Genomic DNA, 806 nt, shown 5'->3' with positions numbered 1-806 from the left:
CCGCAAAAACCCTCATGGAAGCCGTTCATTATCGTAACGCCGGCACTGTGGAATTTATTCTCGACCAGGACAGCAACGCCTTTTATTTTCTGGAAGTGAATACTCGCCTGCAGGTTGAGCACGGTGTCACCGAACAGGTATATGGCGTTGACCTGGTGGAATGGATGGTGCAACTGGCCGCCCGGGAACTGCCCGCGCTGGATCAACTCGGCACCAACCTGACCGCCTGTGGCCACGCTATCCAGGCGCGGATTTACGCGGAGGATCCGAACAAGGATTTCCAGCCCAGCGCTGGATTGCTTACCGCCGTGCAGTTCCCTGATGCAGACGGGCAATCGCGCCGCATTGATCACTGGGTGGAAGCCGGACTGACGGTGTCCCCCCTGTTCGATCCCATGCTGGCCAAAGTGATCGTTCACGAAGCCAGCCGCGATGCTGCTCTGGCGGCATTGAACAACACCCTCGCAGAAACCGGCATCGAAGGCATTGAAACCAACCGGGATTACATCCGTGCCATTCTGGCCGACCCGACTTTTTCCCAGGGTAAAATGACCACCCGCTACCTGAACGATTTCCGCTATCAGCCGTTCACCATGGACGTGCTGGCCGGCGGCACACTCACCACCGTGCAGGACTACCCTGGGCGCAGCGGCTACTGGCCCGTNGGCNTGCCGCCTTCCGGGCCGTTCGACAATTTCAGTTTCTGCCTGGGCAACCGCCCGCTCGGCACCGAAGAAAACGCCGCCGGACTCGAATTTACCCTCAATGGTCCCACGCTGAAATTCAACCAGGCCACCCGCATCGCC

The 806-nt window shown here is 59.3% G+C and carries 1 pseudogene; it reads left to right on the top strand.

The annotated features are described in order from the left end of the window. Positions 1-14: 14 nt before the first annotated feature. Positions 15-806 (top strand): annotated as a pseudogene (locus A3730_RS03385) (urea carboxylase); the annotation flags it as partial.

The sequence above is a fragment of the Alcanivorax sp. HI0044 genome (assembly GCF_001634945.1).
The sequence above is the reverse complement of the archived record's forward strand: the minus strand, read 5'-3'. Positions and strand labels throughout refer to the sequence as shown.